Source organism: Bradyrhizobium elkanii USDA 76, from assembly GCF_023278185.1.
In the GTDB taxonomy this organism is placed as follows: domain Bacteria; phylum Pseudomonadota; class Alphaproteobacteria; order Rhizobiales; family Xanthobacteraceae; genus Bradyrhizobium; species Bradyrhizobium elkanii.
Map to the genome: position 1 here is coordinate 559,736 of NZ_CP066356.1, position 24,202 is coordinate 583,937.

Below are 24,202 nucleotides of genomic sequence, written 5' to 3' on the forward strand. Positions count from 1 at the left end.
ATCGCGCAACCCATCTTGGCCAGCGATCGACCGATCGCACTCAACAGGCCGGACATATGGATGCAAGCGATCCGATCTCACCAAAAAGCTCTTGTGCCACGGGGGCCGTCCACATATGGGTCCCGGCTTTCGCCGGGACGACGAGGGGAGAGATTGCGCCGTATCTCCGTCACCCTGAGGTGGCCGCTTCTTCAGCGGCCCTCGAAGGGTCGACGGCCACCAGCCGGGCTGTGCATCCTTCGAGACGCGCAAGAGCGCGCACCTCCAGCGACAAAGGCGAAGCCTTTGCGCGGGGATGACAGAAATTACAGCTACGCCGTGGCTTCCGCCTACACCTTCACCATGCGCTTGCCGCGGTTTTCGCCGGCCAAGAGCCCGATCAGCGCCTGCGGCGTGTTCTCGATGCCGTCGATGACGTCCTCCTGCACCTTGAGCTTGCCCGAGGCGACCCAGGACTGCAGGTCGGCGAGCGCGGCATCGCGCTGGTCCATGTAGTCCATCACGATGAAGCCCTGCATGATCAGCCGCTTCACCACGATCAGGCCGGGCACGCCGCGCGGGCCGTGCGCGGAGGGGACGCCGTCATATTGCGAGATCGCGCCGCAGCAGGCGATCCGGCCGCGATTGTTCATCTGCGCCAGGCAGGCTTCCAGAATGTCGCCGCCGACATTGTCGAAATAGACGTCGATGCCCTTGGGCGCCGCCGCGCGCAGCGCCTTGTAGGTGGCGCCGTCCTTGTAGTCGACCGCGGCGTCGAAGCCGAGCTCGCTGGTCAGCCAATGGCACTTGTCCTTGCCGCCGGCGATGCCGACGACGCGGCAGCCCTTGATCCCAGCGATCTGGCCGACGATCGAGCCGACCGAGCCCGCGGCCGCCGACACCACCACGGTCTCGCCTTCCCTGGGCTTGCCGACATGGAGCAGGCCGAAATAGGCGGTCAGGCCGGCAACGCCGTAGACGCTGAGCAGATGCGTCATCGGCTCGAGCTTCGGCATCTTCGCCAGGTGCTTGGCGGGCACGGCGGCGTAATCCTGCCAGCCGGTGTCGCCGAACACGATATCGCCGGGCTTCAGGCCGGGATCGTTCGACGAGATCACCTCGGCGATGCTGCCGCCGGCCATCACGGTGTTGGCTTCCACCGCAGCGCGGTAAGTGGCGCCGTGCATCCAGGCGCGGTTGGCGGCATCGAGCGAGATGTAGCGCGTCCGCACCAGCGCCTCGCCGTCCTTCGGCGTGGGGATCGTCCCCTTGGTCAGACGAAAATGTTCGGGGCCAAGCTTGCCGGTCGGCTTTTCGACAAGCAGGATCTGGCGATTGACGGTGTCGTTCATTGCAATGTCTCCCCCTTTTGCCTTCCCTTTGCCTTCCCTTGGCGTTGGTTGTTTCGCATGCAATTGACTGCGACGCGCGCAGCGCCTTGCACAGATTGTGCGCTGCATGAACGCTAATCCGCGCGCTGACATTCCACAACGGGAACGTTTCGGCAAAGTCGCGCTGGACGCGAAGCGTGTTGCGTAGCTGCGTAAATCTGCCACACTTGCCCTTCGCCGGGAACTTACGGGGGTAAGAGAATGTCCAGCAGGTTTACGCAGTATATCCTGATTGCGATGGTCCTTGGCATCGCGATGGGGACGATTGTCTTCAACTACTTTCCTGACAGCCGTGCCGAGATCGCGGCAGACGTCAACCTGATCGCGATGCTGTTCCTGCGCCTGATCAAGATGATCATCGCGCCGCTGGTTTTCGCGACCCTTGTCGGCGGCATCGCCCATATGGGAAGCGGCGCCAAGCTCGGGCGTATCTTCGCCAAGACCATGGGCTGGTTCGTCTCCGCCTCCTTCGTCTCGCTGCTGCTCGGCCTCGTGATGGTCAACCTGCTGCAGCCCGGCGCCAACTTCCCCGGCACGCTGCCCGACAAGGCGCAGTCGACCGGCCTGCCGGTGTCGGCGTTCTCGATCGAGAAATTCCTCACCCATCTGATCCCGACCTCGATCGCGGATGCGATGGCGCAGAACGAGATTCTGCAGATCGTCGTGTTCGCGGTGTTCTTCGCGGTTGCACTCGGCGCGATGCCTGAACGGGCAAAGCCGATCATGAGCCTGATCGACGACCTCGCGCACATCATGCTCAAGGTCACCGGCTATGTGATGTTGTTCGCCCCGCTCGCGGTGTGGGCCGCGATCATGGCGACCGTCTCGAAGAACGGCCTCGGCGTGCTCTGGAAGCTCATCGTCTTCATGGGCGGCTTCTATCTCTCGCTCCTGATCCTGTGGGGCATCCTGGTCGTCGTCGGGTTCATCGTGATCGGGCCGCGCTACAGCCATCTCTTGCGGCTGATCCGCGAGCCGCTGATGATCGCGTTCTCGACCGCCTCGTCGGAGGCGGCCTATCCGAAGACGCTGGAGGGGCTGAACAGGTTCGGCGCTTCCTCGCGCATCTCGGCCTTCGTGCTGCCGCTCGGCTATTCCTTCAACCTCGACGGCACGATGATGTACTGCACCTTCGCGAGCATCTTCATCGCGCAGACCTACCACATCGAGATGTCGATCGGCACGCAGCTCGCGATGCTGGCGACGCTGATGATCACCTCGAAGGGCGTCGCCGGCGTGCCGCGCGCCTCGCTGGTGGTGATCGCCTCGACGCTGGCGCAGTTCAACATCCCCGAGGCGGGCCTGCTGATGATCATGGGCATCGACACCTTCCTCGACATGGGCCGCAGCGCCACCAACGTGATCGGCAACTCGCTGGCGACCGCCGTGGTCGCGAAGTGGGAGGGCGAGCTGAAGGCCGAGCACGAGCTCGGGCCCGACGACGCGGTGCCGCAGGATGCGGTGCCCGGCGCCGTGATGGCCGGCCATTGAGGGGAGGGATGCATGCATCGCGCCCGCTGGAGGCCGATACGGGCTGAGGCGCCTCTGCTGTCGACGTGCCTGCTGTCAGCGTGTCTGCTGGCGGCAAGCCTGCTCGCCGCACCGGCCTCCGCGCAGCCGGCGGGCGAGGGGCTCAGCCCGACGCTCGCCAACATCAAGGCCACGCACACGGTGCGGATCGGCTATCGCGAAAGTTCGCCGCCGTTCTCGTTCCTCGACCACTCCAACCGGCCGATCGGCTACAGCCTCGAGCTGTGCGATGCGATCGTCGAGGAGATCGGGACCGAGGTCGACGACGCCAATCTCAAGGTCGACTACGTCAAGGTCACCTCCGACGACCGCATTCCGGCGGTCGTCGACAAGAAGATCGACCTCGAATGCGGATCGACCACGGCGAATGCCGAGCGCGGCAAGCTGGTCGCGTTCTCGCCGCTGATGTTCGTGGCCGGCACCAAGCTGATGGTGCCGAAAGCCTCGGGGGTTACCCAGGTCGCCGACCTCAAGGGCAAGACGGTGGTGGTGACCAAGGGCACCACCAACGAGCAGGCGATGCACAATGTCGACGCCAAGCAAAAGCTCGGCCTCAACATCGTCACGGCGCCCGACCACGAGCAGTCCTACCAGATGCTTGTGGACGGCAAGGCGGATGCGTTCGCGACCGACGACATCCTGCTCTACGGCCTGATCGCGCGGCACAAGTCGCAGGACAAATTCCGCGTCACCGGCGACTACCTGTCCTACGACCCCTACGGCATCATGTACCGCAAGGGCGAGCCGCAGATGAAGGACGTGGTCGAGCGCGCGTTCCGCAGGCTCGCCTCGAATCGCGACATCGTCCCGCTCTACAACAAATGGTTCGTCGCCCGGCTGCCGACCGGCGAGAAGCTCAACGTCGCGCTGTCGCCGCAGCTCGAAGAGGCCTTCAAGGCGCTCGACGATTCACCGGGCGGGTCGAACTAGAGCGTTTTCGAGCGAAGTGGGCACCGGTTCGCGTGAGGAAAACGCGTCAAGACAAGAATCTAGAGCTTCGGTTCTGATTCAATCAGAACCGAAAATGCTCTAGCCGCGAATTTCGACCTCTCCCCTCGCGGGAGAGGTCTGAATTCCGGCGCGGCATCGTTCACCGCCAATAGCGCCGCGACAAATCCAGGCACTGCCGGACCCAGTATCCGTTCACATGGATCAACTGGCATGTGCTCGGAGGCGGCTCCTTGATGATCGGGTAGCCGTGGATGTCGATATTCGTCGGGGCCGTGACGCCGCGCCAAAACACCGCATTGGCGGCCGGAGGATTGAAGGCGGCGGCGAACGCCGCCAGTGCGAGAAGGCCCAAAAGAAGTTTGCGCATAATCTGTTTCCGGATCAATCAATGCACGGAAGCGTACTCCCTTGCGCGGGATGAGCAAGGCGCCGAATCGATCAAAATGACGGCCAGAGCTTCCGTGCCGGCCGCACCATGGTCCCCGCGTCAGCCGCCGCGAACCGCCATGCATGCGAGGGCAACGATGCCGACCGCCGCCAGAACAACCATGACCTGGAAAATCGCGCGCCCAAGAATCGCTCCAATCGCTCCCATCAAGGCTCCGTCGATCCGGCGGGATCTTCCTTCGAGTGTCCACGCGCCGCGATCTCTGGAGCATCATCGGCAGGCAAGATTCGGCTGTTGAAGTCGGCGAACTCGTCGCTTCAGCGGCTAATGTCGTTCGGCGACAAGTCGATCGACCTGTTGCTTCAGCTCTGCTTCCATTTCGGAAATGACGTCGTGCGGCAGGCGAGCGCGAAGCCGATCGGTCGTCTCGTGCCGCATCCTGGGCTGCTTGGCGACCGCGGGTCGTTGAAGCGCCTGATCCTCGATCCATCGTCGAGAGGACGCATGGCCTGTCGCGCCAGCCGTCACGTCAGCGCCGTAGGGCTCGCAAGAATCCTGATCCGACTGCACAACGTCCTTCATGAGCTCTGCCTCCTGGCACTATCTCGCAAGAATTCCCTTGCTCAGGCTCGAACCGTTCGACTCGTCCGGCTTGTCGCCCATCAATGACGCTGAAACCTCCAAAGTTGTTCCGCTTGGAACTTGCAAAGGTTCGCCGGAGCAGTCCCTCATGAAGCGGGAACCAGAACCATAAACATCCTCATTCGTTAACTCTGGTTGATCGTTCGGAGGTCGCCATGGCTTACGCGAGACCAGTTCGTCAAATAGCAATTGTGGTCGAAGACGACATGATCCAGCGCGACATGATTGCGCTGTTGTTGCAGGAAGGCCATTTCGACGTCATCCAGTGCGAGGACGCCGAGACGGCAGCGCTGGCCATCAAGATGCGTCACCCGTCGCTGGTGGTTACCGATATCAAGCTCTCGGGCAAAATGGATGGCGTCGAGCTTGCACGTTTGGCCGTCGATTGCGATCCGGGTGTGCGCGTTATGGTCATCTCGGGTCGGCCCCCGGATAGCGCGCTGCCCGAGGGCGTCAAGTTTTTCGAGAAGCCGGTTTATCCACCCATGCTGCTGCGAGAGCTGGCGTCGTAATTCTCGCCGACGGGTGGCCCATGCAAGACGATCCTGAAATCGATTGGCACCGGGAGCAGATTGCGAAGAACCGGGAGCTGATCGCGGAATTGCAATCCGGAAATACGGCGGGGGCTGACGTGTTTCCAGAGACGCAAGCCGAGATCGACCGTCTCACCGCACAGATCGAGCAATCGGAACTGATCGTCGCCGCCTATGAAAAGGAGCACCCGCAAGCCTGATCGGGCGTTCACAGTGCAGGATAGCGCCGTCGAGCCCGCGTCATCGGGCGGGGAGACGCTACGCGAACACTTCGTCCAGCGCCGCCGAATAGGCCGCCTCGACCAGCGCCGGATGCCGGCGCCCCAGCGCTTCCATCTTCACCCCGGAATTCACCTCGAGGATTTTCCACACGCCCTCCGTGCGCACGACGTCGATCGAGGCGAAGCGGATGCCGACGGCTTGCGCGGCCTTGATCGCGAGCGCGACGCAGGCCTCGCGCGTCGCGTCATCGGCGAGCAGCACGGGCTCCGCGCCGGCATCGAGGTTGTGCCGCCAGTTGAGCAGAAGCCGTTCGCCGGCGGGCGGAACGGCGTCGAGCGCGGCGGCATCGAAATCCTCGGTGATGGTCTTGAGCTGCTCGGTCGTCGCGCTCGCCTGCGCCAGCGCGCGCAGCGACTGGATGCCGTCGCCAACCACCGACGGGCGCGTCTTGCCGTAGACGATCAGCGCGCGCGCATCGAGCAGCACCACGCGCACCTCGTCCGCGATCTCGACGTAGGGCGAGATGGCAAGACTTGGATGCGCGGCAAGGATGCGCGCAACCGCCGTCTCCAGCTGCGCCCGCGTCGTCACCCGGAAGACAAGCTCGCCGGAGGTCCCCTCATTGGGCTTGATGACCAGCCCCTGCGGATGCTGCTCGAGCAGACGCTGCATCGCGTCCAGCGAGTCCGATCCCGGAATGTGCTTGCTGAACTTCGCGCCCAGAAACAGCGTGTGCGGAATGGCGGGAACGCCGGCCAATGCCAGCACGTCCGCGCAGGCCGATTTGTCATTGGCGACCTGATGCGCGACCGCGCTGTTCAGCCCGACGTCATAGCCGATCGCGAGCCGCCGCGCGTTGCCCTTGGTCATGGTGACCAGCCAGCCGCCGGACCGCACCTCGACGGCAATCGCGTGCGCCAAACAATATTTTTTGATGGTTTCCAGGAAGATTCGCTGGCTGATCAGGACCACGAGATCATTTTCCCTTCACCGCGGTTTTTGTAGCAATTAATTGCCAGATCGATGCCGATCCCAGCAAGTAAATTACGTGCAGCACCACGTGTTAACGATGACGCGGTTGAACCTCTGCGCGAAATCGAACGACTGCCATTCTGAGATCGCATTTGCACGCCAGTTGATCTTGACTATCTCCTGCATTGGCGCAATGGACACGCGAGATCTTCAGTGATTTCGGCCACTTCCGCGCCGTCGCGAGCCGTCTAGAAATCAAACTATTCTAATTCTGGTCAGTCGAGAAAACGAAAACCCATGAGCGCGTTCTATCGAGAGAAAGTTCTTTCCGTTCAGCATTGGACCGATACGCTTTTCAGCTTCCGGGCGACCCGCGATTCCGGTTTCCGCTTCCAGAACGGGCAGTTTGCCATGATCGGCCTCGAGGTCGACGGAAGGCCGCTGCTGCGCGCCTATTCGATGGCGAGCGCCAATCACGAGGAAGAGCTCGAGTTCTTCTCGATCAAGGTGCAGGACGGCCCGCTCACCTCCAAGCTGCAGAGGATCCGCGAGGGCGACACCATCCTGGTCGGCCGCAAGGCGACCGGCACGCTGATCACCGACAACCTGATTCCCGGCAAGCGGCTGATGCTGCTGTCGACCGGCACCGGCCTCGCGCCGTTCGCCAGCTTGATCAAGGACCCCGAGGTCTATGATCGCTACGAGCAGATCCTGCTGGTGCATGGCTGCCGCCAGGTCTCCGAGCTCGCCTATGGCGAGGAGCTGGTCGCCAAGCTGCGCGACGACGAACTGTTCGGGCCGCTGCTGTCCGAGAAGCTCTCGTACTACCCGACCGTGACGCGCGAGCCGTTCCGCAACCGCGGCCGCATCACCGACCTGATCACCTCCAACCAGCTGTTCACCGATCTGCATCAGGGGCCGCTCGACATCGAGACCGACCGCATCATGATGTGCGGCAGCCCGGCGATGCTGGAAGAGCTGAAGCAGCTGTTCGAGACGCGCGGCTTCAAGGAAGGCAGCGGCAACACCCCCGGTCACTTCGTGATCGAGAAGGCGTTCGTCGAGCGCTAAGGCCGCCGAGCGTCAAGATTGTCGTCCTGGCGAAAGCCAGGACCCATTACCACCGCTCCCTGTTTTGCGAAGGCTGGGGCCCCATCGGGCTCCAGCCTTTTGCATTTGGAAGGTACATCGGCGAACTCGGTCCGCCTCTCCCGCTTGCGGGGGAGGCCGTATCGCATCGAAGATGCGATACGGGTGGGGGCTTTCTCCACGCAATGAACAGCCTCGTTGCGGCGATACCCCCACCCCAGCCCTCCCCCGCAAGCGGGAGAGGGAGCGCAGCTTGCCTGCGGTCACCACTCGGCAAAACATCGGACCGTGGCACTACTCATTCCCCCATTGCTATAAATCCCCCAACGCCGCGCAACCCCCTCCCGAACGCGGCGATCTGGGAGCAGCACCTTGTCCATCACCGATCCGGATGCACCGAAGACCGCCTTTGTGTTTGCCGGCGGCGGCAGCTTTGGCGCGATCCAGGTCGGCATGCTGCAGGCGCTGGCCGCGCATGGCGTGGTCGCCGACATGGTGGTCGGCTCCAGCGTCGGCGCACTGAACGGCGCGTTCTATGCCGGCGACCCGACGGTCTCGGGCGTCGCGCGGCTGGCCGAGATCTGGCGCGGCCTCGACCGGCAGGACGTGTTTCCGGTGACCTGGCGGACGCTGGTGAGCTTCCTGTGGCGGCGCGACTTCCTGATCCCGCATGACGGCGTCCGCAAGCTGATCGACGACTACATTCCGTTCCGCAATCTCGAGGACGCGCGGATCCCGATCCACATCGTCACCACAGACATCATCAGCGGCGACAGCGTGGTGCTGTCGGAAGGTTCGGCCGCGGAGGCGATCGTCGCATCGACCGCGATTCCCGGTGCGTTCACGCCGGTGCACTACCGCGATCATTTCCTGGCCGATGGCGCGATCTCCAGCAACACGCCGGTCCGCGTCGCGCTCAGGCACGGCGCCAAGCGCCTGATCGTGCTGCCGACCGGGCATGCCTGCGCCAACCAGGCGCCGCCGGTCGGCGCGCTCGCCAATGCCCTGCACGCGCTGACGCTCCTGATCGCGCGGCAGCTCGTCAACGAGCTCGAGAACATCGGGCCCGATGTCGAGTATTTCGTGGTGCCGCCGCTCTGCCCGCTGGTCGGCTCGCCCTACGATTTCTCACGGACCGCGGATCACATCACCCGGGCACTGGACACCACCAACGCCTGGCTTGACGGCGACGGTCTGAAGCCCGGGCACATCCCGCACGAACTGCAGCCGCACGAGCATTGATGCGGACGGTGCTCTCTCCTCATCTCCCCCGCAAGCGCACTCACATGCGCGGCACCGCGTGGTGTGATGCCTTGAATCGAGAACCATCCTCATCGTCGTCCCTGCGAAAGCAGGGACCCATACGCCGCGGCGGATCTTGTTGAAGGGACTCGTCGTTCCAGCGTGGCCCAACAATTGGCATTTGTGGTTATGGGTCGCTGCTTTCGCAGGGACGACGGGTTAGAGGAGCCGCAGACTCACACCACGATTTCGGAATAGTGGAATTGTGCCGCTGAGTTGCCCGACGTGTCAAGTCGCCCTGTCGAGCGCCGGCAGTCGCCGGCTCCTTTGCATGGGGTTGTTTTCGATATTTTGGCAGCGCGCCCCTGCGACGGGCAGGTTGTCGCATCCGCTGCGCTCCGTTGCAGTGCAAAAGGCGATACCGTTTCAATTTGACCGGTATCCGCACCCGCCGATTCGGGCGGTTGTCACATCTGTGACTGCTCGGCCGTATAACCGTAGTGCACTTGTTCCGCGAGTTGGATTAGGCTCGCGGCCGACAGGGTATTTGGCCAGACCGGAGGAATTTCATGGATACGATGCTGCTTCCGTTCTCGCCACGCTTCATCGTGCTGACGATCTGCGCCGTCGTCACCGCACTGCTGCTGCTGGTTGGAATTTTCGATCACAAGGTCTTCAAGATCGTCCTGATTCCGCTGGTCATCTTCGGCGCCCTGACATTGCTCGGCATCCGCGACCTCACCCAGAAGAACCACGCGGTGCTGCGCAACTACCCGATCTCGGCGCATGTCCGCTTCCTGCTCGAGGAAATCCGCCCCGAGATGCGGCAGTATTTCTTCGAGAGCGAGAAGGACGGCATGCCGTTCTCCCGCGACACCCGCGCGGTGGTCTACCAGCGCGCCAAGATGGTGCTCGACAAGCGGCCATTCGGCACCCAGGAGGACGTCTATCGCGAGGGCTATGAGTGGATGCACCACTCGGTGGCGCCGAAGCCGCGGGCCGACCAGAAATTCCGCATCACCATCGGCGGCCCCGACTGCACCAAGCCGTATTCGGCCTCGGTCTTCAACATATCCGCCATGAGCTTTGGCGCGCTGAGCCCGAATGCGGTGCGGGCGCTCAATGCCGGCGCCAAGAAGGGCGGCTTCGCCCACGACACCGGCGAGGGCGGTGTCAGCCCGTATCATCGTGAGATGGGCGGCGATATCATCTGGGAGATCGGCTCCGGCTATTTCGGCTGCCGCAATCGCGACGGCACCTTCAATCCGGATCTCTTCGCAAGCGTCGCGGGCGAAGACCAGATCAAGATGGTCGAGCTCAAGATCAGCCAGGGTGCCAAGCCCGGGCATGGCGGCGTGCTGCCGGCGGCGAAGGTTTCCGAGGAGATTTCCAAGATCCGGGGCGTGCCCATGGGTGAGGACTGCATCTCGCCGGCCTATCACAAGGCGTTCTCGACGCCGCTGCAGATGATGGAATTCGTCGCCCGGATGCGCAAGCTGTCCGGCGGCAAGCCGGCCGGCTTCAAGATGTGCATCGGCCATCCCTGGGAATTCCTCGCGATCTGCAAGGCGATGCACGAGAGCGGGCTCTATCCCGACTTCATCGTGGTCGACGGCAATGAGGGCGGCACCGGCGCCGCGCCGCTCGAGTTCATGGACCATCTCGGCATGCCGATGCGCGAGGGCGTCAGTTTCGTCCACAACGCGTTGGTCGGCATCGGCGCGCGCGATCGCATCAAGATCGGCGCCTCCGGCAAGGTCGCGACCGCCTTCGACATGGCGCGCGCGATGGCAATCGGGGCCGACTGGTGCAATTCGGCGCGCGGCTTCATGTTCGCGCTCGGCTGCATCCAATCCCTGAGCTGCCACACCGATCGCTGCCCGACCGGCGTGACTTCGCAGGACCCGATCCGCAACCGCGCGCTCTATGTGCCGGACAAGATCGAGCGCGTGTACAACTACCACCACTCGACCCTGCACGCGCTGACCGAGCTGCTCGCCGCCGCCGGCCTCGAGCACACCAAAGAGCTGCGCCCGATCCACTTCTCGCAGCGCAGTTCGACCACCGAGGTCGCTTCCTTCGCCGAGCTCTATCCGACGCTGCGCCCCGGCGAGCTGCTCGAAGGCACCCAGGACCGCCGCTTCCGCGACGCCTGGGCGATGGCGCGCGCGGATTCGTTCCAGCCGGCGGGGTAGGGGCTACGCTCGCTACGTACCCGCGGACGGGCCGAACCATTTGGTCAGCGCCTCGGTTAGCCCCGCCTGCGTTCCCTCGCCGACCCACGCCGCATAGCCATCGGGCCGCACCAGCACCGCGGTCGGCGCCGAAACCGTGCCGCGCACAGGAAGCTCCCATGCGCCGCGATACGCGGCATCGACCAGCTGAACCCGGTCGGTCCATCCCGCGATGGCGATGCTGCCGGGCGCGCCGAAATTCAGCAGCACCGGCCGCGCGCAGTGCAGCAGCGCGAAGACCTGTATCGGGCCGTCGGCGGTGACGAGATCGAGATCGGGCATGCGGCGTCCGAGCAGCGGGTGGCCGTCGCCTAGATCGTAGTGAAGGTCGAGGCCGGACATCATCGCGGCGAAGCATCTGCGCGGCTCGTCCATGCGCAGCAGGTCGGAGACGATCTCGTTCAGCGCCCTGGTGCGCGGATCGGTGCGGTTGAGCGCGACATGCGCCATGGTGTTGCGCAGCACGCGGGCCGCCACCTTTTGCCGTTCGGCCTCGTAGGTGTCGAGCAGGTTGTCCGGCGCGATCCGCTTGATTACCTGGGCGAGCTTCCAGCCCAGATTCACCGCGTCCTGCACGCCGATATTGAGACCTTGGCCGCCCATCGGCGGATGCACATGGGCGGCGTCGCCGGCCAGCAGCACGCGCTGCTTGCGATAGGTCACGGCCTGCCGGGTCATGTCGGTGAAGCGCGAGATCCAGACCGGACTGTGGATGCCGAAATTGGTGCCGTACGCGGCGACCAGCGCCTCGCTGACGTCGCGCAAGGTCGGCTCCCTGTCGGTGCCGAGTTGCCGCTCGGTCAGCACCAGCCGCACCCGCCCGCCATCTTCCGCCTTGCCGATCGCCGAGATGCCGGTGTCGTTCTGGCGAAAGCCCCATTCCGGCTCGCCCGACATCTCGGCCTCGGCGATCAGCCAGCTCGTGGTCGGATCCCATCCGGCGAATTCGATGTCGGCCGCTTTGCGGACGACACTCCGGCCGCCGTCGCAGCCGACGAGATATTGCGCCCGGAGCAATTGGCCATCCGACAGTTCGACGTCGACGCCGGCCTCGTCCTGCGCGAAGCCGGTCACCTCGCGCGCGCGATAGGTCTGCACCGCCAGTTCGCCGACCCATTCGCCGAGCAGGCGCTCGATATGATTCTGCCGGAGCCCCAGCGTGAAATTGCGCCGGGTCGGAAAGTCGGTGATATCCAGTGGCACCAGATGCGAATGGAACAGCACCGCCGGATGGCGCGTTCCCAGCGCGACGAAGCGGTCGCCGATGCCGCGCTGATCGAGCACCTCGATGGTGCGCGCGTGCAGGCCGCCGGCCCGCGCGCCGATCAGGTCCTCCCTCGCGCGACGCTCGACAATCGCAACATCTATTCCCGCCAGCGCCAACTCGCCCGCCAGCATCAGCCCGGTCGGACCTCCGCCGGCAATCACCACAGCATGTTCCCGCATCCCGCACCCCTCCGTTCGATTAGGGCGCGCGTTCTACGGGATGACCCCGGGCTTGCGGCAAGCCCGGGGGGTCTACATATATCTGAGTGGGGAGAGGGTGCGCCTCAGAACTCGCCGTGGACGCGGCCGGAGAAGATGTGCACCGGGCCGCGGTCGGCGTTGTAGGCGGGGTTGGTGATGAACTGATAGTCCGCAGTCAGCGTCAGGTTCTTGTTCACCTGATAGGCGTAGTAGGTCTCGAAGATCCGCTCCGGGCTGTAGTTCAGCGCACCGTCGCCGATCAGCAGACCGAGGCCGCCGGCGGCAAGGTAGTCGCGATGCGCTGATGACAGCCCGTTGATCGCGCCGCCGATGCCGATCGTGTCGTTCGCCCGTCCCCACCTGCTGCCCTTGATCGACAGGCCGCCCGAGACGCTGCGGTCGACATCGGTGAACGACAGGATCTCGGTCCGGCCGTCGTTCCAGCTGAGGCGGCCGAACAGGCCGACATCGGTTGCGATCTGCTGCTCGCCGTTCAGATAGAAGCCGTATTTCAGATTGTCCTTGCGGATGCCGGCCATCACGTCGTTGATGTCGAGCCCCGGATTGGCGTCCTCGATCGCGAGCGCTTGGGCGTAATTGCCGGTGTTGCCGCGGTTGCCGAACATGCCGACGCGGAGCTTGCCGGGTTGGTCGAAGATCGAATAGCGGCCCTCGAACTCGACCACCGCGCCGCCGGTGTCGAACACCAAAACGTCGCTGTTCGGCGCGTTCGGCACCTGGAACACGCCGGCGCGCACCGCCCAGTCCTTGCGGTTGAGTTCGACCACCGCGCCGCGGGTGTAACCGGGCAGGTCGGCCGGGAAGTCGTAGGCCGCGGACGCCCACATCGCCCAGTTCATGAAATCGGCGCGCGGGTCCTTGGCGTAGGAATTGCCGTCGAAGAAATCGCCGACCGCAAAGCGCCCGACCACGAGCGTGAGGCGGTCGATGTCGCGCTTGCCGGCGATCTGGTTGGGACCGTCGGCGACGTCTTCCTGCTCGCCGCCAAAGCCGAAGGTCTGCTTGAAGTAGTAGCGCTGCGGCCGGATTTTCGGAAACGGCGCGCCGGCCTTCTGCGCTTCGCCGTTCGAGAAGCCGGCGAGGCCGAGCGTGCCGTTGAGGCCAAAGCCCTGCGCGGTTTCCGGGTTGAAGTAGAACTCGCCGCCTTCCCAGAGCCGCACGCCGAGAAACGCCGTCGTGGTCCAGGTCTGCTGCAACTGCCCGGCGCCGGGAAGGCTGTTGGTGCCGGCATAGGGCGAACGGAACGACGGATAGGTCTGCGGCAGCAGCGTCGTCTGGCCGTGCACGCTCCAGTCGCTGGATTCGGGCAGCGCGGTGCGCGTCGGCGTCGCCGACCATGGCGAGTCGCCGAGCTGATAGTTGAGGCCGAATTTCAGCAGATGAATGCGCGGGTCGATCCTGACGCCGGGCATGCCGAAGTCATTGAGGCCGAGCGTGCGGCGCGACAGGTCGACATAGTCGTATTCGACCTTGGCGGTCCAATTGCCGCTCACCGCGAATTCGGCGCCGGCGCCGACGGTCCAGCCGGTGTGGTACTGGCCGGGCTCCGAGATCACCTCGCCCGCGGCATCGTTGACCCGAACCTGGCTGTGGCCCCAGGCGAAACCGCCGGTCACGTAAGGCATCCAGGTGCCGAAAGAGTAGCCGGCGCGGCCGCGCAGCGTGCCGACATAATCGATCGACGAATTGAAGGGGCCGAGCACCCGCCGCGGCAGATCGGTCGGGCCGGTGAAGGTCGCATCCGCCTCGACGCCGAGCACGAAGCGGTTGGCGAATTCCTTGTTGTATCCGACCTGGAAGCCGCCGATCCCGCCGGTGATGGTGGGCGGAAAGAACACGCCCTGTTCCAGGATCGGGTTGGTGCCGGGACCGAGCGTGCCGTCGCCATAGCCGACATGGGCGCCGACATAGAACCCGGTCCAGCTGTAGACCGCCCTGGCGGCGGGGGATTTGAGGGCCAGATCGGCCGCGATCGCCGGCGCGCCGAAGGTTGCCGCACCGAGCGCTGCGCCGGCGGCGATCTGGACCCGGAAGAGGCGGACGCAGGTCATGACGCGGCTTTCCGCGAGCAAGTGGCGGTTTCGCCCGGCATCACTGCAGATTTGGTGGCCGCTTGCCACCCGAGATTTGAAATCATCGCCCGTCGTCCCCGGTCCGATCTGTGTCGTCCCATCCAAAGCCAGATCAGCACCTAGCATCCTCTGCTGCTTATTGCAAATAATTCGCAATAGCAACTGAGGCGCGCCCAATACCGCTCCGATTTGCACGCCACCGTGACAGTCACGTAACAGCGCGAGGCGGCAGGCCGCATCGGCTGCGATCGACCACGTGTCTGCGGCAAATCGGTCGAGACCCGACCGTTCAATCGACGCCGCCATTGTCCTCATCCTTTGTGTCGATGAATGCCGGCCGCGACTGAGCGCAGTCACGCCCCCACCGCGGCGAGCTGGACGATCCGCAGCAGCACGAGGCCGGCGGCGACGACGAGATAGCCGCGCAGCACGATCATCCAGATCCGGCTCAGCGCGCTGAGCCGCACCGGCGGCAGCCGGTCAAGCGGCGGCATCCGCCAGCTGTCGCGGTCGATCAAACAAGGCTCTTGCGAGGGCTTGCGCTTGAAGCGGAAGGGCGCCTTTCCGCGCGACGACATCTCGTAGAACTTGACGGCTGCGGTGACCGCCAGTGCCAGCAGGCTGCCGCCGACGAGGATGCCGATGATCCAAGCCTCGCCGAGATCGGGGAACAGCACCGCCGCGGTCAGGATCACCGACAGCATCACCAGCCCCGCGACCACCGCGCCGGTGAACAGGTTGAGTTTGGTCGAATTGACCCAGGGCCCGAGGATGTGGCGGTCGTTGCACAGCAGCAGCAGGAACACGGTCGCGCTCGGCAGCAGCACGCCGGCCAGCGTCTGCACCGCATTGGTGAGCAGCCCGAGCGGCGTGCCCGGCGTCAGCACCAGCACCGCCGCGAGCACGATCAGGCCGCAATAGACGCTGTAGAAGCCTTTCGCATCCCACGGCTTGCGGTGCAGCGAGTGCTTGACCGCGAACACGTCGCCGATCGCATAAGCGGTCGCGAGGGAGACCGCCGCAGCGCCGATGATGCAGGCATCGAGCAGCGCAAGGGCGAACAGCACCGCCGGCAGCCGGCCGGCATATGTCTCGAGGCCCACGGCGGTCCCCAGCGCATCGGTGTAGTTGCCGAATTCGGGCTTTCCCGCGAACACTGCCGCACAGAACGAGATCATCGCCACCGCGCCGACCACGACCAGCACGATGCCGATGCACAGGTCCATCCGCTCATAACGGATGAAGCGCGGCGTGATCCGCTTGTCGACGATGTAGCTCTGCTGGAAGAACAGTTGCCACGGCGCCACCGTGGTGCCGACAATGGCGACGATCAGCAGCATCACCTCGCCGAGCTTGGCGTCTTGCGGCATCTTCGGCACGAAGAAGTCCGCCGCGATCTGGCCGATCGGAGGGTGCACCATCAGGATCACGGGCACCAGCAGCAGGCTGCCGGCGACCAGCACGATGCCGAAGCGTTCGAAGCGGCGGAAGTCGCCGGTCGAGACCGCCAGCATCACGATGACAGCCGAGGCCAATACGCCCCAGAACTGCGAGACGCCGAGGAAATGAAGTGCGAGCGTGATGCCGATGAACTCGGTGACGATGGTCAGCGCGTTCAATACCAGGAGGTCGATGACGCTGAAGGCACCCCAGAACTTGCCGAAGCGCTCGAAGATCAGCCGCGCATGGCCGACCCCGGTGACCGCGCCGAGCCGCACCACCATCTCCTGGTTGACGTAGAGCACCGGGATCAGCAGCAGCAGTGTCCAAAGCAGCGTGGTGCCGTAATTCTGTCCGGCCTGGGTATAGGTGCCGAACGCACCGGCGTCGTTGTCGCCGAGGCCGACGATCGCCAGCAGCGTCTTCAGCCGGGCCGGCAAGGTCGCGCGCGGCGCGGTGTCGTCGCGCGCGATGCTGCCGAGCGCGCCGTGGATGTCGCCGGCATGCGCGCTATCGAGAATGGCGGTTTGTGTGGTCTTGCTTTCGGTCATTTCGCGTCTCCTCGCCGCCTTTCGGCACGGCGGGAGGGACGCAGGCCCCGTCAGGCGCGCACGTCTCCGCTGCCGTGAGCAGCAGCATTTCCAGATCTGATGCGGTTCAATGGTCCCGCTGCCGCGCCGCGATGGCGCGCAACGGGACGACTAGGTCCTTCGTCCATGTCGGCCTCCTAGGCGCACAGCCGCGGCTTTGCCGCGGCGTGGCGCGTGGCTGTTGCGCGCGGGCCGAAACGCCGGCCCACGCGTCGCTGCTGATCGAGATCACCGCTGGTGTCTTCGACGATCCAACGGCATTCCAGGCGGCCGTCGATCAGGACCCAATGACAGGCCGGGGTTGGACGCCGGCGGCGGCCCGCCAGGCGGCGAGAGCCCGGCAGGTTGTCATTGCAATGAATGGCGGCCGCCGGCGGCATGCGCCGCGGCTCGGCAACGCGCCGCGGCCCTGCTTGCCGGAATTTTGCGAGCTTCTCGAACATCGCTCACCTCCACTTCCGCTGGTCGCGGCAGGCCGGTGAGGAGCAGTGGTCAGCTTGGGCGCGACCACCCGTCCACGCAGGCGAGATCTGCGCGATCAGTCTTGCTGTGTTGCGGCGTCACCAGTCCCGGCATCGCCGGTCTACTGTCGCCTGAGTTGCTACTGCCCATGTGCCTTCTGTGCCGGCTCGTGGATTGACTTGTCTCCGGGCCAAAACCCCGGGGCGGAACGAACGTTCCGCTCATCGGCCACTACGCCTGTGACAATGGCCTGTCAAGCCGATTCCGCTATCCTCCGGGGAGGATCATGATTATCCTCCAGGGAGGATAGGAGAGCCAGATGTCCGACGACCATCCGCACGCTGCGATCGCCCGGCGCCTCAAGCGCGCCAACGGCCATCTCGACACCATCGTCGAGATGATCGAGCAGGGCAGGCCCTGTGCGCAGATCGCCCAGCAATTGCAGGCGGTGGAGAGCGCGATCGAGAGCGCCAAGAAGGCGCTGATCCACGATCACATCGGTCATAGCCTGGAGGAGACTCTGAAGGCGTCAGGGCCGAAGGGCCGCGCCGTGCTGCGCGATTTCAGGCTGGTCGCGAAGTATCTGTGATTGCCGCGTTCAAGGAATTGACCCGCCCGGGGGGATCACCGGACGGGTCGGTTGCGACACGGGGTGGATGAGGACCCGTGCCGAACACTGGATCCGCAACCCTAAGAATTGTGTCGATCAGTAGTAGCAGCTGCGCACGCGGCCGATGTAATTGCCGTAGGCGTCGAACTGGCGCACCCAGCCGCAGCGCCGATAGCCGCCGCCGTAGTAATAGCCGTCGCTGGCCGCGATCGCGCTGCCGACAACGGCGGCGCCGACGAGGCCTGCGCCAACGCCCCAGCCCCAGCCATAGGGCTTCGCTTCAGCCTGCGACGTCGTGGACGCGATGGTGCCGGTCACGGCGAGCGCGGTGAGGGCGAGAGCGGCGAACTTGGTCTTGATCGACATGGAATACTCCATCCTGTGTGGGGCGGCGCCGGTGTGGTCCGCATGCCCGTTGGACGGAGGCTGTCCGGTTCCGGTTCGAAGACCTTGCCGGAAATATGGTTTCGCGAATTGTTTCGTCGCGTTTGTCAGGACGAAGCAATCGCGGTCAGCTGTCGCGAAATGCGCTCGGATCGAACCGGTCGACGTCGGCAAGCAGCTCGCAGAACGCGCGCGCGCCGTGCTCGATCAGCTTCGCGCCCTTCTCGGCCGAGGCCTTGGTCGCATCGCCGATCGCGCCGCTCGGATTGAGGTCCTGCGCCTGCCAGGCGAACGGCGCCGGCCGCTGCGTCGACAGAAAACGATGATCCTTCTCGATCTGCACGCTCGCCGGCTTGAAGTCCGCGATCGCTTCCTTGCGCACGGCGTGCGGATATTTCGCCAGCATGATCGAGGTCTCGACCGCGCCGCCATGAATGCCGTGGCGCAATTCGCCGGCGTCGAACAGCCCGTCCGGCGCGCCGAAGCGCGACCAGCTCGTGGTCACCACCAGCATCTGATGGTGCGCGCGCAGATCCTGCGCCACCAGCTGCATCGCGGCGGAATTGCCGCCATGGCTGGTCACGATCACGAGCTTCCTGACGCCCGCGCGCGCCACGCTCTCGCCGAGCGCCATCCAGCTCTTCAGCGCCACGTTGGTCGGCAAGGTCAAGGTGCCCGGAAAATCGATGTGCTCGGTTGAGATGCCGACCGGCTGCAACGGCAGGAACGTGGCGGGAGTGGTCGCCGGGAGCAACTCTCGCACCCGCGAAAGATAGGCCTCGCCGATCATGACGTCGGTTCCGAGCGGCAGATGCGGCCCGTGCTGCTCGGTCGCGGCCAGCGGCAGCACCGCGATCCAGCGCGCGGCCGCATCCCTGGCGATATCGGGCCAGTGGATGGCGGTCCAGTCGCGGGACGGAAGCTGAGAAGTCATCAAGCCGGTCGTTTCAATACAAGCGTTTCACGGGATGGATTTGCAGGCTAGTTTGTTTAACATCATAACGGGTTCGCGTCTCCGGGCGCGGTCCGCGTCTTCCCGCCTTCCATCATGGGCCATAATGATCGACGGAGTCCAACCATGATCCCGGCCTTTTTGCTGCGAGCGTTAACCACAAGCCTTCTGACCGCCGCGCTTTGCGTCGCCGCGGCGCTTGCCCCGGCGCGGGCGCAGACCTCAGACAAGACCTTGGACAAGGTCTCGTTCGGCACCAATTGGGTCGCCGAGGGCGAGCATGGCGGCTTCTTCCAGGCGCTCGCCGACGGCACCTACAAAAAATACGGCCTCGACGTCACCATCGTGCCGGGCGGTCCCAACGAGAACAACCGCATGCTGCTGATCGCGGGCAAGCTCGACTTCTTCATGAGCGCGAACTCGCTGCAGACCTTCGACGCCGTGACCAACAACGTGCCGCTGGTCGCCGTCGCCGCCATGTTCCAGAAGGATCCGCAGGTCTTCCTGACCCATCCCGAGGTCAAGGCGACAAAGATCGAGGATCTGAAGCCGCTCACGCTTTTGATCTCGAAGGAGGGCATTACCAGCTACTTCCAGTGGCTGAAGTCCGAATACGGTTTCGACGAGAACAAGGTGAAGCCCTACACCTTCAACCCGCAGCCCTTCATCGTGAACAAGCAGACCGCGATGCAGGGCTACGTCACCTCGGAGCCCTTCGCGGTCGAGAAGGCCGCCGGCTTCAAGCCGAACGTGCTGCTGCTCGCCGATTACGGCTTCAACTCCTACTCGACGCTGATCGAGACCCGCCGCGACCTGGTCGACAAGAAGCCTGACTTCGTGCAGCGCTTCGTCGATGCCTCGATCGTCGGCTGGTACCACTACGTCTACGGCGACAACTCGGCCGGCAATGCGATGATCAAGAAGCTCAATCCCGACATGAACGACGAGCTGCTCGCCTACTGCGTCGCCAAGATGCGCGAGCACGGCATCGTCGATTCCGGCGATTCCATCAAGAACGGCATCGGCGCCATGACCGATGAGCGGATGGCGAGCTTCTTCGACAAGATGGTGCGCGCCGGCGTGGTCAAGAGCGCCATCGACTATCGCCAGGGCTACACGCTGCGCTTCGTCAACAAGGCGGTCGGCGCCGAGCTCCGGCCGAAGAACTGACTATGATCCGATCTGTTTCAGCATCGGCAGTCGACCTCTCCGTTGATAGGAGAAAGCAATCGCGCATGGCGTCCGTGAAGCTCGCCCGCGGGCTTCCTTCGCCTCTCCCGCTTGCGGGGGAGGCCGGCGCGCGCGTAGCGCGGGCCGGGTGGGGGCTCTCTCTCCGATACGAAAAGCGGAGAGAGCCCCCACCCCAGCCCTCCCCCGCAAGCGGGAGAGGGAGCCGACCGCCGCTGCCTCCCGAGTCTCCTATGCGATCGTCACGTTGTTCGCCGCGTAGAGAGGTGTCTTTCTCAGCTCGGCTGCGCTCACCGCTATCCCGCCGCCGATGGTAGAGAGCATCTTGCCGAATACCGACGCCAGTAACCTCGCCGTGCGCCTGCGCGGCGTCAGCAAGACCTATGACAGCGGCGTGAGGGCGCTCGGGCCGCTCGACCTCGATGTGAGGCGAGGCGAGTTCGTCTCGCTGCTCGGGCCCTCCGGTTGCGGCAAGTCCACCGCGCTGCGGCTCATTGCGGGTCTCGCCGCGCCAAGCGCCGGCACTGTCGAGGTCTCGCATCATGGCGCGGAGCAGCGGGGCAGCCATCGCATCGGCTTCGTATTCCAGGAGCCGACCCTGATGCCGTGGGCCACCGTGCGCGACAATGTCCGCCTGCCGCTGAAGCTTGCGCGGCTGCCCGCGACCAGCGCCGATGCGCGCATCGATGCGGCGCTGGATCAGGTCGGGCTTGCGGAGTTCGCGAGGGCCTATCCGCGCGAATTGTCCGGCGGCATGAAGATGCGGGTGTCGCTGGCGCGCGCGCTGGTGACCGATCCGGATGTCCTTCTGATGGACGAGCCGTTCGCGGCGCTCGACGAGATCACGCGATTTCGCCTCAACAACGACCTGCTGTCGCTGTGGCGCAGCCTGCACAAGACCGTCATCTTCGTGACGCACTCGGTGTTCGAGTCGGTCTATCTGTCGCAGCGCGTGATCGTGATGACCGCGCGCCCGGGCCGGATCGGCGCCGAGTTTCGCATCACCTCGCCGGAGCCGCGCGGCGAGGAATTCCGCACCTCGGCCGAATATGCCGCGTTCTGCCGCGAGGTCTCCAGCGCGCTGGCGCCATCCTATGCAGGGCAGGCGGGCGCATGAAATCTCCGCAGGACATTGTCCGTTTTCTGCTGCCGCTTGCGGTGTTCGCCGCTGGCCTCGTGCTCTGGGAAGCCATCGTCCGCGGCTATGGCATCCAACCTTACGTGTTGCCGAGCCCGCTGTTGGTGCTGAAGACGCTGGTTGCGGACTGGCCGGTGCTGTCGCAATCGCTCGGCGTCACGCTGCTGACCACGCTCGAAGGCTTCGTTGCCGCCGCAATCGGCGGCATCGTGCTGGCGCTGTTGTTCAACCAGTCGAAATGGCTGGAATATTCGCTGTTCCCCTATGCCGTGGTGCTGCAGGTCACGCCCGTCATCGCGATCGCGCCGCTGCTCCTGATCTATCTGCAGCAGCAGACCGCGGTGATCGTCTGCGCCTGGATCGTGGCGTTCTTTCCGGTGCTGTCGAACACGACGCTCGGCCTCAACTCGGTCGATCGCAACCTCGCCGGATTGTTTCAACTTTATGGCGCCTCACAGCTGCAGACGCTGCTGTTCCTGAAGCTGCCCGCGGCGCTGCCCTATATCCTCGGCGGCCTGCGCATCGCCGGCGGGCTGTCGCTGATCGGCGCCGTGGTCGCGGAGATCGCGGCGGGCAGCGCCGGCGCCGGCTCGGGCCTCGCCTTCCGGATCGCTGAATCAGGCTACCGGCTGAATATTCCCCGCATGTTCGCAGCACTTCTGCTGCTATCGCTGGCCGGGATTGTCATCTATGGGTTGCTGGCGCTAGTTTCGCACCTGTTGTTGCGGCGTTGGCATGAAAGCGCGTTAGGAAAGGACAGTTGATGGCCCCGATTTCTTCCGAAAAGATCGATCTGTTGATCTATGGACCGATCCGGCCAATCCTCGAAAACGGCTTTCCCGATCAATTCGTGCTGCATCGCGCCGAGAGCCGCGGCGACCTCGAGCGGCTGACGCCCGATACGTTGGCCAAGATCCGCGGCATCGCCGTCACCTATCACACGATGGCGACCGACAAGACCGCGCTGGCGCTGTTTCCCAAGCTGGAAATCGTCGGCAGCTTCGGCGTCGGCTACGACCACGTCGATTCCGCCTATGCGCGCGATCACAATATCGTGGTCACCAATACGCCCGACGTGCTGACCGAGGAGGTCGCCGACGTCGCGATGGGCTTGTTGATCGCGACGTTGCGCGAATTCGTCAAGGCCGACCGCTATGTGCGCTCCGGGCTGTGGCAGACCCAGAATTATCCGCTCAGCGTCGGCTCGCTGCGCGACCGCAAGATCGGCATCGTCGGCATGGGCCGGATCGGCCAGGCGATCGGACGCCGGCTCGACGCCTCGCGGGTGCCGGTGTCCTATCACTCGCGCAATCCGTCGAAAGACGTCTCCTACAAGCACTATCCCGATCTGATCGAGATGGCGAAGGCGGTCGACACCTTGATCGTCATCGTGCCGGGCGGCGCCTCGACGGCGAAGATGATCAATGCCGACGTCTTGAAGGCGCTCGGTCCGCGCGGCGTGCTGATCAATGTCGCGCGCGGCTCGGTGGTCGACGAGCCGGCGCTGGTCGCGGCGCTGAAGTCCGGCACCATCCTGGCCGCCGGTCTCGACGTGTTCGCGGCCGAGCCGAACGTGCCGGACGAATTGAAGGCGATGCAGAACGTCGTGCTGCTGCCGCATATCGGCTCGGCCTCGGTGGTCACGCGCAACGCGATGGACCAGCTCGTGGTCGACAACATCAAGAACTGGTTTGCCGGCAAGCCGCCGCTGACGCCGGTTGCCGAAACGCCCGTCAAGGATCGCTGATGTCGTTGTCCCGCTTCAATGCCGTGCTGTGTCTGCTGCTGGCCGCGTGCGGTCCGGCAGCGGCGCAGGACGTCACGACGTTGAAGAGGGACATGATCGGGCAGTGGGAGCTCGCCACCACCGAGCGCAGCAAGACCTGCGTCGTGACGCTGAAGGGCGATACGGCGCCGCAAGGCTTCAAGCTCGAGCTCGAGCCCGCCTGCGCCGCCGCGCTGCCCTTCACCAAGGACATCACCGGCTGGAGCATCAAGGGCCTCGGCGACATCGTGCGGCTGCAGAACGCGGCCGGCGAGGCGGTGATCGATTTCACCGAGGTCGAGACCGGCATCTTCGAAGGCATGCGCACCAACGAGGGTGTCTATATCCTGCAAAACCTTGCCGCGGCGCGCTCGCTCGCCAAGTCGATGGACCAGATGATCGGCGACTGGTCGATGGTGCGCGGCAACGGCCAGGCGATCTGCACGCTGGTGCTGACCAACACCGACGCCGGCAACGACAATTTCCAGGTGTTCCTGAAAGGCAAATGCGATCCGGCAGTCGCTTCCTTCAACCCGGCCATGTGGCGGCTCGATCACGGCCAGATGCTCCTGATGTCGGCCAAGGGCGAGACCTGGCAGTTCGAGGCCGACGACAACGCCCAGTGGCGCCGCGTCCCGGACAGCGCCGACCCGCTGATCATGCTGCGGGAGCAGTAGGTCGGGTGCTGCTTCGTAGCCCGCATGAGCGCAAGCGATATGCGGGGTGTCGCGCGCGGCTCCCGGGTATCGCTTCGCTCACCCGGGCTACGGGACTGCCACAAGCTCCGGGTCGTCCCTGCTTTCGCAGGGTCGACGATGGGGGCCGGTATGATCTGCCTTTGCCCGAAAAATAATTCCCGCCCCGCTGTCGATTCACCCCCTCCCGGATCGTCGTTCCCCATAGCGAGCCGGTCTTGCGGCGATCATCGCCGCGTCTCGCC

General features: G+C 64.7%; 23 protein-coding genes. 14 read left to right on the forward strand and 9 right to left on the reverse strand.

Annotated elements, in window-relative coordinates; translation table 11 throughout:
• Nucleotides 1–329: 329 nt before the first annotated feature.
• Nucleotides 330–1,331, reverse strand: coding sequence for an NADP-dependent oxidoreductase (locus JEY66_RS02550; protein WP_018269143.1), 1,002 nt, complete (start codon nucleotides 1,329–1,331; stop codon nucleotides 330–332).
• Nucleotides 1,332–1,571: 240 nt separating this feature from the next.
• Here JEY66_RS02550 and JEY66_RS02555 point away from each other — a divergent pair, with 240 nt between their 5' ends.
• Nucleotides 1,572–2,861 (forward strand): dicarboxylate/amino acid:cation symporter, encoded by a 1,290-nt coding sequence (locus tag JEY66_RS02555; protein WP_026191970.1) that lies wholly within the window; start codon nucleotides 1,572–1,574, stop codon nucleotides 2,859–2,861.
• Between the two features lie 12 nt (nucleotides 2,862–2,873).
• A complete protein-coding gene (locus JEY66_RS02560; protein WP_016840594.1) occupies nucleotides 2,874–3,830 on the forward strand; it encodes an amino acid ABC transporter substrate-binding protein in 957 nt (318 codons plus the stop codon).
• 160 nt (nucleotides 3,831–3,990) lie between these two features.
• On the opposite strand, the gene JEY66_RS02565 is transcribed toward JEY66_RS02560, so the two are convergent.
• Nucleotides 3,991–4,218 carry a hypothetical protein gene (locus JEY66_RS02565; protein WP_016840595.1) on the reverse strand — a complete coding sequence of 76 codons (228 nt, stop codon included), beginning with the start codon at nucleotides 4,216–4,218 and terminating at the stop codon, nucleotides 3,991–3,993.
• Nucleotides 4,219–4,566: 348 nt separating this feature from the next.
• Between JEY66_RS02565 and JEY66_RS02570 the strand changes: the two genes are divergently transcribed.
• The 3 genes from JEY66_RS02570 to JEY66_RS02580 all read left to right on the forward strand — a co-directional run bounded on the left by JEY66_RS02570 (nucleotide 4,567) and on the right by JEY66_RS02580 (nucleotide 5,614).
• Entirely contained in the window at nucleotides 4,567–4,908 is a 342-nt protein-coding gene (locus JEY66_RS02570) for a hypothetical protein (RefSeq protein WP_240536786.1), read from the forward strand.
• A 128-nt stretch (nucleotides 4,909–5,036) separates the two neighbouring features.
• Nucleotides 5,037–5,393: a response regulator gene (locus JEY66_RS02575; protein ID WP_026191968.1), complete on the forward strand. Its 357-nt coding sequence runs from the start codon at nucleotides 5,037–5,039 to the stop codon at nucleotides 5,391–5,393.
• Nucleotides 5,394–5,413: 20 nt separating this feature from the next.
• Nucleotides 5,414–5,614 (forward strand): hypothetical protein, encoded by a 201-nt coding sequence (locus tag JEY66_RS02580; protein WP_016840598.1) that lies wholly within the window; start codon nucleotides 5,414–5,416, stop codon nucleotides 5,612–5,614.
• Between the two features lie 58 nt (nucleotides 5,615–5,672).
• Here the strand turns inward: JEY66_RS02580 and JEY66_RS02585 are convergent, their stop codons facing one another.
• Nucleotides 5,673–6,608: an ATP-grasp domain-containing protein gene (locus JEY66_RS02585; protein WP_016840599.1), complete on the reverse strand. Its 936-nt coding sequence runs from the start codon at nucleotides 6,606–6,608 to the stop codon at nucleotides 5,673–5,675.
• Nucleotides 6,609–6,905: 297 nt separating this feature from the next.
• On the opposite strand from JEY66_RS02585, the gene JEY66_RS02590 reads away from it, so the two are divergent.
• The 3 genes from JEY66_RS02590 to JEY66_RS02600 all read left to right on the forward strand — a co-directional run bounded on the left by JEY66_RS02590 (nucleotide 6,906) and on the right by JEY66_RS02600 (nucleotide 11,134).
• The gene (locus JEY66_RS02590) at nucleotides 6,906–7,679 is read left to right on the forward strand and encodes a ferredoxin--NADP reductase (protein WP_016840601.1); all 774 of its coding nucleotides are present in this window, start codon (nucleotides 6,906–6,908) and stop codon (nucleotides 7,677–7,679) included.
• Between the two features lie 390 nt (nucleotides 7,680–8,069).
• Nucleotides 8,070–8,939, forward strand: coding sequence for a patatin-like phospholipase family protein (locus JEY66_RS02595; RefSeq protein ID WP_016840602.1), 870 nt, complete (start codon nucleotides 8,070–8,072; stop codon nucleotides 8,937–8,939).
• 569 nt (nucleotides 8,940–9,508) lie between these two features.
• The gene (locus JEY66_RS02600; RefSeq protein ID WP_016840603.1) at nucleotides 9,509–11,134 is read left to right on the forward strand and encodes an FMN-binding glutamate synthase family protein; all 1,626 of its coding nucleotides are present in this window, start codon (nucleotides 9,509–9,511) and stop codon (nucleotides 11,132–11,134) included.
• A gap of 12 nt (nucleotides 11,135–11,146) precedes the next feature.
• Here JEY66_RS02600 and JEY66_RS02605 read toward each other — a convergent pair whose 3' ends face one another.
• The 4 genes from JEY66_RS02605 to JEY66_RS02620 form a co-directional block, all read right to left on the reverse strand.
• The gene (locus JEY66_RS02605) at nucleotides 11,147–12,619 is read right to left on the reverse strand and encodes an FAD-dependent monooxygenase (RefSeq protein ID WP_016840604.1); all 1,473 of its coding nucleotides are present in this window, start codon (nucleotides 12,617–12,619) and stop codon (nucleotides 11,147–11,149) included.
• A gap of 104 nt (nucleotides 12,620–12,723) precedes the next feature.
• Nucleotides 12,724–14,712: a carbohydrate porin gene (locus JEY66_RS02610; protein WP_038373256.1), complete on the reverse strand. Its 1,989-nt coding sequence runs from the start codon at nucleotides 14,710–14,712 to the stop codon at nucleotides 12,724–12,726.
• 374 nt (nucleotides 14,713–15,086) lie between these two features.
• A complete protein-coding gene (locus tag JEY66_RS02615; protein WP_018269141.1) occupies nucleotides 15,087–16,724 on the reverse strand; it encodes an Nramp family divalent metal transporter in 1,638 nt (545 codons plus the stop codon).
• A 176-nt stretch (nucleotides 16,725–16,900) separates the two neighbouring features.
• Nucleotides 16,901–17,206, reverse strand: a complete 306-nt coding sequence (locus JEY66_RS02620) for a hypothetical protein (RefSeq protein WP_018269140.1) — start codon at nucleotides 17,204–17,206, stop codon at nucleotides 16,901–16,903.
• Between the two features lie 338 nt (nucleotides 17,207–17,544).
• Between JEY66_RS02620 and JEY66_RS02625 the strand changes: the two genes are divergently transcribed.
• Nucleotides 17,545–17,814: a metal-sensing transcriptional repressor gene (locus tag JEY66_RS02625; protein ID WP_016840607.1), complete on the forward strand. Its 270-nt coding sequence runs from the start codon at nucleotides 17,545–17,547 to the stop codon at nucleotides 17,812–17,814.
• A 117-nt stretch (nucleotides 17,815–17,931) separates the two neighbouring features.
• Here the strand turns inward: JEY66_RS02625 and JEY66_RS02630 are convergent, their stop codons facing one another.
• Together JEY66_RS02630 and JEY66_RS02635 are read right to left on the reverse strand one after the other, a co-directional pair.
• On the reverse strand, nucleotides 17,932–18,201 hold the full coding sequence (locus JEY66_RS02630; RefSeq protein WP_018269139.1) for a hypothetical protein: 270 nt from the start codon (nucleotides 18,199–18,201) through the stop codon (nucleotides 17,932–17,934).
• A 145-nt stretch (nucleotides 18,202–18,346) separates the two neighbouring features.
• On the reverse strand, nucleotides 18,347–19,153 hold the full coding sequence (locus tag JEY66_RS02635) for a creatininase family protein (RefSeq protein WP_016840609.1): 807 nt from the start codon (nucleotides 19,151–19,153) through the stop codon (nucleotides 18,347–18,349).
• Nucleotides 19,154–19,297: 144 nt separating this feature from the next.
• On the opposite strand from JEY66_RS02635, the gene JEY66_RS02640 reads away from it, so the two are divergent.
• The 5 genes from JEY66_RS02640 (at nucleotide 19,298) to JEY66_RS02660 (ending at nucleotide 23,939) form a co-directional block, all read left to right on the forward strand.
• Complete coding sequence (locus JEY66_RS02640; protein ID WP_016840610.1) at nucleotides 19,298–20,341, forward strand: ABC transporter substrate-binding protein; 1,044 nt, start codon at nucleotides 19,298–19,300, stop codon at nucleotides 20,339–20,341.
• Nucleotides 20,342–20,669: 328 nt separating this feature from the next.
• Complete coding sequence (locus JEY66_RS02645) at nucleotides 20,670–21,476, forward strand: ABC transporter ATP-binding protein (RefSeq protein WP_016840611.1); 807 nt, start codon at nucleotides 20,670–20,672, stop codon at nucleotides 21,474–21,476.
• Complete coding sequence (locus JEY66_RS02650; RefSeq protein ID WP_016840612.1) at nucleotides 21,473–22,261, forward strand: ABC transporter permease; 789 nt, start codon at nucleotides 21,473–21,475, stop codon at nucleotides 22,259–22,261. Before JEY66_RS02645 ends, JEY66_RS02650 begins: the two co-directional genes overlap by 4 nt.
• Nucleotides 22,261–23,244: a 2-hydroxyacid dehydrogenase gene (locus JEY66_RS02655; protein WP_016840613.1), complete on the forward strand. Its 984-nt coding sequence runs from the start codon at nucleotides 22,261–22,263 to the stop codon at nucleotides 23,242–23,244. The genes JEY66_RS02650 and JEY66_RS02655 overlap by 1 nt, the downstream gene beginning before the upstream one ends.
• The gene (locus tag JEY66_RS02660) at nucleotides 23,244–23,939 is read left to right on the forward strand and encodes an AprI/Inh family metalloprotease inhibitor (protein WP_016840614.1); all 696 of its coding nucleotides are present in this window, start codon (nucleotides 23,244–23,246) and stop codon (nucleotides 23,937–23,939) included. The genes JEY66_RS02655 and JEY66_RS02660 overlap by 1 nt, the downstream gene beginning before the upstream one ends.
• Nucleotides 23,940–24,202: the final 263 nt, after the last annotated feature.

Excerpts from the sequence above, each read along its gene's own strand:
- JEY66_RS02610 (WP_038373256.1), bottom strand. The coding sequence starts at position 14,712 with ATGACCTGCGTCCGCCTCTTCCGGGTCCAGATCGCCGCCGGCGCAGCG.
- JEY66_RS02660 (WP_016840614.1), top strand. The coding sequence starts at position 23,244 with ATGTCGTTGTCCCGCTTCAATGCCGTGCTGTGTCTGCTGCTGGCCGCG.
- JEY66_RS02550 (WP_018269143.1), bottom strand. The coding sequence starts at position 1,331 with ATGAACGACACCGTCAATCGCCAGATCCTGCTTGTCGAAAAGCCGACC.
- JEY66_RS02590 (WP_016840601.1), top strand. The coding sequence starts at position 6,906 with ATGAGCGCGTTCTATCGAGAGAAAGTTCTTTCCGTTCAGCATTGGACC.
- JEY66_RS02575 (WP_026191968.1), top strand. The coding sequence starts at position 5,037 with ATGGCTTACGCGAGACCAGTTCGTCAAATAGCAATTGTGGTCGAAGAC.
- JEY66_RS02600 (WP_016840603.1), top strand. The coding sequence starts at position 9,509 with ATGGATACGATGCTGCTTCCGTTCTCGCCACGCTTCATCGTGCTGACG.
- JEY66_RS02645 (WP_016840611.1), top strand. The coding sequence starts at position 20,670 with ATGGTAGAGAGCATCTTGCCGAATACCGACGCCAGTAACCTCGCCGTG.
- JEY66_RS02615 (WP_018269141.1), bottom strand. The coding sequence starts at position 16,724 with ATGACCGAAAGCAAGACCACACAAACCGCCATTCTCGATAGCGCGCAT.
- JEY66_RS02650 (WP_016840612.1), top strand. The coding sequence starts at position 21,473 with ATGAAATCTCCGCAGGACATTGTCCGTTTTCTGCTGCCGCTTGCGGTG.
- JEY66_RS02555 (WP_026191970.1), top strand. The coding sequence starts at position 1,572 with ATGTCCAGCAGGTTTACGCAGTATATCCTGATTGCGATGGTCCTTGGC.
- JEY66_RS02630 (WP_018269139.1), bottom strand. The coding sequence starts at position 18,201 with ATGTCGATCAAGACCAAGTTCGCCGCTCTCGCCCTCACCGCGCTCGCC.
- JEY66_RS02565 (WP_016840595.1), bottom strand. The coding sequence starts at position 4,218 with ATGCGCAAACTTCTTTTGGGCCTTCTCGCACTGGCGGCGTTCGCCGCC.
- JEY66_RS02570 (WP_240536786.1), top strand. The coding sequence starts at position 4,567 with ATGTCGTTCGGCGACAAGTCGATCGACCTGTTGCTTCAGCTCTGCTTC.
- JEY66_RS02640 (WP_016840610.1), top strand. The coding sequence starts at position 19,298 with ATGATCCCGGCCTTTTTGCTGCGAGCGTTAACCACAAGCCTTCTGACC.
- JEY66_RS02605 (WP_016840604.1), bottom strand. The coding sequence starts at position 12,619 with ATGCGGGAACATGCTGTGGTGATTGCCGGCGGAGGTCCGACCGGGCTG.
- JEY66_RS02560 (WP_016840594.1), top strand. The coding sequence starts at position 2,874 with ATGCATCGCGCCCGCTGGAGGCCGATACGGGCTGAGGCGCCTCTGCTG.
- JEY66_RS02625 (WP_016840607.1), top strand. The coding sequence starts at position 17,545 with ATGTCCGACGACCATCCGCACGCTGCGATCGCCCGGCGCCTCAAGCGC.
- JEY66_RS02635 (WP_016840609.1), bottom strand. The coding sequence starts at position 19,153 with ATGACTTCTCAGCTTCCGTCCCGCGACTGGACCGCCATCCACTGGCCC.
- JEY66_RS02655 (WP_016840613.1), top strand. The coding sequence starts at position 22,261 with ATGGCCCCGATTTCTTCCGAAAAGATCGATCTGTTGATCTATGGACCG.
- JEY66_RS02620 (WP_018269140.1), bottom strand. The coding sequence starts at position 17,206 with ATGTTCGAGAAGCTCGCAAAATTCCGGCAAGCAGGGCCGCGGCGCGTT.
- JEY66_RS02580 (WP_016840598.1), top strand. The coding sequence starts at position 5,414 with ATGCAAGACGATCCTGAAATCGATTGGCACCGGGAGCAGATTGCGAAG.